The sequence below is a fragment of the Anaerosporobacter sp. genome, from assembly GCF_031551385.1.
GTDB lineage: Bacteria > Bacillota > Clostridia > Lachnospirales > Lachnospiraceae > Anaerosporobacter.
Map to the genome: position 1 here is coordinate 1 of NZ_JAVBNS010000089.1, position 4,792 is coordinate 4,792.

The following is a 4,792-nucleotide window of genomic DNA, read 5'->3' on the forward strand; positions in this document are numbered from 1 at the left end:
TGAAAGTGTTATATCCGATACTGCGAAGATACAAGTTTATGATGAAAGTGGAGAACTATCTGGCATATCGGTTTATGATGAGAATGGGAATGGTGTAGTAGATAATAGGGTAAATACATTCAGTAAGAATGTAGATGGTGAGTTGTATATCTATTATATTCTATATCCGAGAGAAAAATTAGATGGAAAAGAGTACTGTAATCTGAAAATTACTGCGGATAATTCAAAGATTAAGTCGAGCAAAACAGTTACGCTAATACGAAGAAATTTATTCAATTTGAATTAAAGAAAAGTGTATTGTTACTTTTGCAAAGTTGTAGTAGAATAGGTGGTGATTGATTATAATAAAACCTAGATATACAAGAAAAGGAAGTGACAAGATGCAAGCCTATTCAAATCGCTCTCTATTTGAGATTGCGCGTGAAAATTATAAAACATTAGTAAGACATTGTGAAGATTTATTAACAGAAGGATATTGGGATAGACCATCAGAAATCCTTGAACAATCTGTTTTTGATGTGCTTGACATCTATGTCCAAGCTATATTAGTAAGTTATGCAGTGTTTAGCAAACATTTCATGCGAGAAGATATTGAGTTTATACTTTCGACGGTAGAAGGGAATCATTTTGAACTTAGCCCAGAGAAAAGTATTGATGATACTGTGATGGCACAGGTAGAGCGAATGCTTGCATCACCACCAATTTTACTGCAATTATGTGATTTGAGAGATCAAGAAAAAGGAACGCGTAGTGCAGAAACATTTTTTGAAACATTAATTAATATTGTATTAGCGATGGCGTACTTGAATAGTTCAAAAGATCGCTATGTAATCCAGTTTATACAAGAATATTATAATAAGATTCACGTGTTCATTAGTGCAAGAATGAGCCGTAACTATACATTAGATGAGAAATATGTATTTCGTAAAATATGCAGTGAGATGTTTCGAACGGGTATTTATATGAATGCAGAGCAGATGGTGCAACATGAAACGATAGTAAATAATCTATATAAGAGTGAGGAAAACCAAGGTGTTGCAGCAGGTGATGAAATAAATGAAGAGATGATAGTAGAGACCGAAGAGACGTTACTTGATGAAGAAGAGACGTTTGATTGTGGAGCGCAAGATACGGTAGAGGATATTGCTGAGGAAGCAATCGATAACAATATAGCTGTCGCATTTGAGAAGAAAGAAGAAAAAGAAAAGCAAGAAAAGTTAGCACAGCTATTAGACGAACTTAATTCTTTGATTGGTTTAGATGGGGTAAAAGAAGAAGTGAATTCTTTGATTAACCTTATTAAAGTGCGTAAAATGCGAGAGCAATATAATATGCCAACTATGGATATGTCATTTCATATGGTTTTTACGGGAAACCCAGGGACAGGAAAAACGACGGTTGCGAGAATCGTAGCGCAAGTGTATAAGGAATTGGGACTTTTATCAAAAGGAAATCTTGTAGAAACAGACCGTGCAGGCTTAGTTGCAGGTTATGTTGGGCAGACAGCAATAAAAGTAACAGAACTAGTAGAGAAAGCGACAGGTGGCGTGCTATTCATTGATGAAGCTTATTCATTAACGAATAATACAAATGGAAATGACTTTGGTAGCGAAGCAATTGATACTCTTGTGAAATTGATGGAAGACCATAGAGATGATTTAGTCGTTATTGTTGCCGGATACAAGAAAGAGATGGACGGTTTCCTAAAGGCAAACACAGGATTAATATCAAGATTTAATAAATTTATTGAGTTCAAAGATTATACGGAGCAAGAGTTAATTGACATTCTGCAGATGATGGCAGGAAAATCGGCAATGGAGATTGACGAAGAAGCAGTGGAGTATGTTATGAAGAGGCTTGCTAAGATGACAAAAGCAGCAAAGAATCGTTTTGGTAATGCAAGAGGGATTCGTAATGTGTTTGAAAAGATTGTGACAAAACAAGCAAATCGTATTGTAATGTATGAGAACCCGACAATGGAGCAGTTAAGGCAGATTGCATGTGAAGATGTTATGGAAGTAATATAAAAAGATAGAATATTTATAGAGGTTCGTATATAAAATAAAGTAAGAATGTTTCAAGGAGACTATCCTTGCGTAAAAAAATTTCTTCAGTCATTATATGTATTATTGCCATAGCAGTTATTGCAATGCTGTATTTTCCTATGATAGAAGAACAGGTTAGCAATTGGCCACAATATAAGCAACCGAAAGCCGCTACAGCGTATTCTAAAAATTACAATGAAGATGTAGCAAGTCGAATTGGATATAAAGACGATTTGAGAATAGAAGAAGTAGTGGCTGCTACAAAACCAATTACAGAGAATACAATCAATATACAATTGAATGCCAGAGCAGCGTGTCTAATGGATGCTTCAACAGGTAGAGTTTTATACGGTAAAGAAGTAGACAAAGAGATGGCAATGGCGAGTACAACGAAGATAATGACATTAATTGTAACGCTAGAGAATGCAAACTTACAGGATACCGTGACGGTATCTAAGAATGCGGCAAGACAGCCGGATGTGCAATTGAATATGCAGACAGGGGAACAGTTTAAGTTAGAAGATTTACTGTATTCTCTTATGCTAGAGTCGCATAATGATACTGCCGTGGCAATTGCGGAACATGTCGGTGGTACGGTTGAAGGGTTTGCTCAGATGATGAATGAAAAGGCAAAGGAACTTGGTTGTACGCATACTAATTTTGTGACGCCAAATGGACTGGATTCGAATACCGAAGAGCATTATACTACAGCAAGAGAACTTGGTATTATAGCAAGCTATGCTATTAAGAATAAGGAATTCATAAAAATTACGAATACGTCAAGCTGGACATTTAAAGAATTGACAAAAGGAAAGGCGTATGCAGTAAGTAATAAGGATCGCTTCTTGTATCTGTATGATGGGGCAATTGGAATAAAAACAGGCTTTACAAACAAGGCAGGATATTGTTTCGTTGGAGCTGTAGATAAGGATGGTAAGACATTTGTTTCTGTTGTATTAGCAAGTGGATGGCCGCCAAATAAGAACTATAAGTGGTCGGATACAACAAAGCTTATGGATTATGGAATGAAGAATTTTCAGATAGAGGAAATCTTTGATGATACGAAATTATATGAACCAGTATTCGTAAGAAGAGGCAAGGAAAGCTACGCAGATTTGTATTGCGAGGGAAGCTTGCAGATGCTTATGGGAGACCAAGATGAAGTGAAAGTTGTTTATGAAGTTGAACAGGAAATAAAAGCACCTGTAATGCAAGAGCAAGAGGTTGGAAAAGCGAAATATTATGTGAATAATGAATTAGTAAAAACATTTTCAATCAAAACTTCAAATGCAATTGAAGAAATTGACTATCAATTTACTTGGAATCAAGTGCTTGATTTATGGTTTGGAGTAGATGGTAATAAAGAGGATTAAATGAAAGCTATTAATTAAGTGCATGTTGGAACTTGATTAATAGCTTTTCTTGTTGCATTTAGGTGGGAGTTCTTTGGATTTTCTTGAATATAAAGAAATAATGATGTAGAATTAATTACAGCAGATATAGTGCCATCAAAGGGAGGAAACACTTTGAAGATAAGAGTAAGAACAGAAAAACTTAAAGATGGAATGATGATAGCAGATGAAGTATATTCTATTATTGGCTCTAAGATTATTCCCAGTAATACTAGAGTCAGCAAAAAAGTAATTGATCTTTTGAACTTTCATAGAGTTACCGTAGTTACTGTGCTACAAGAGGAACAGAGGCAGGAAGAAGTAGTAGAGGAATTGACACAACTAGAGCAAGTGCGTGCTAGTAAAGAATTCAAAACGTTTGAATCGGATTTTAATCAAGTTACATCAGACTTAACAGGAAAGATTAATGAAATTGTATATCTTGATAAAGAAATTAATGTAGGAGAATTGTGGGATAATCTGAATGTTTTAATAAACAAAACGGATAATAGCAATGCATGTTTTGATTTGCTTCGAAGTATGAAGCATACCTCGGATTTTACATATATTCATTCTGTTAATGTAGCATTAATAAGCAATATGATAGCGAAGTGGCTAAGAATGGATCAAACAGAGATAGAACTACTTAGTGTAGCTGGTTTGCTTCATGATATTGGCAAGACAAAATTACCACAAGAGATTATAAATAAACAGGAATTGTTGAATAATTCGGAAATTCGAGAATTCAAACGCCATTCCACTCTTGGATATAATATATTAAAGGAAAAAGATGTTGATAAAAGAATCCAGTTAGTTGCATTAACACATCATGAGCGTTGTGATGGTTCGGGATATCCATTGCGTTTAAAATCAACAGAGATTTGTACATTTGCTAAAATTGTAGCAATCGCTGATACATATGATGAATTAACAATAAGTCATTCAGAAAGAAAAGCAGTGAGCCCATTTACCGTTGTTCAAATGTTTGAATCGGAAGGTTTGCATCAATTTGATACAAGTATTATGTTGACGTTTCTTAACAGTATTCTTGATACCTATATCCATTCGGATGTTTTATTAAGCAATGGACAAAAAGGAAAAATCGTTTTTATTAATAAAGCTGCACCGTCAAGACCAATAGTAAAAATTGGAGCTCAATTCCTAGATTTATCCGTTAATATGCATTTGAATATTGAACAGATTATTTAAGGCTAAAAAATAATAAAAAATGTATAAAATACTATCGAAAAATAGTATGTTTTACAATCAAAATGTTAAAACTCTATTGATATATTTGGCAAACTGTTATACAATTAGAATTGGCAGAAAATTGGTTTTACTTTTTTAATATAATAC

General features: G+C 34.3%; 4 protein-coding genes. All 4 read left to right on the forward strand.

Going from position 1 to position 4,792, the window contains the following annotated elements:
• Positions 1–286, forward strand: a 286-nt coding sequence (locus RMR19_RS08220; RefSeq protein ID WP_310603009.1) for a hypothetical protein, incomplete at its 5' end; no start/stop codon positions are given.
• Positions 287–380: 94 nt separating this feature from the next.
• Positions 381–2,027, forward strand: a complete 1,647-nt coding sequence (locus RMR19_RS08225) for an AAA family ATPase (protein ID WP_310603010.1) — start codon at positions 381–383, stop codon at positions 2,025–2,027.
• Positions 2,028–2,092: 65 nt separating this feature from the next.
• Complete coding sequence (locus tag RMR19_RS08230; protein WP_310603011.1) at positions 2,093–3,418, forward strand: D-alanyl-D-alanine carboxypeptidase family protein; 1,326 nt, start codon at positions 2,093–2,095, stop codon at positions 3,416–3,418.
• 153 nt (positions 3,419–3,571) lie between these two features.
• Positions 3,572–4,645, forward strand: coding sequence for an HD-GYP domain-containing protein (locus tag RMR19_RS08235; protein ID WP_310603012.1), 1,074 nt, complete (start codon positions 3,572–3,574; stop codon positions 4,643–4,645).
• Positions 4,646–4,792 lie beyond the last annotated feature (147 nt).

Bases quoted from the DNA above. Each gene is read 5' to 3' on its own strand.
- RMR19_RS08225 (WP_310603010.1), top strand. From the start codon at position 381: ATGCAAGCCTATTCAAATCGCTCTCTATTTGAGATTGCGCGTGAAAAT.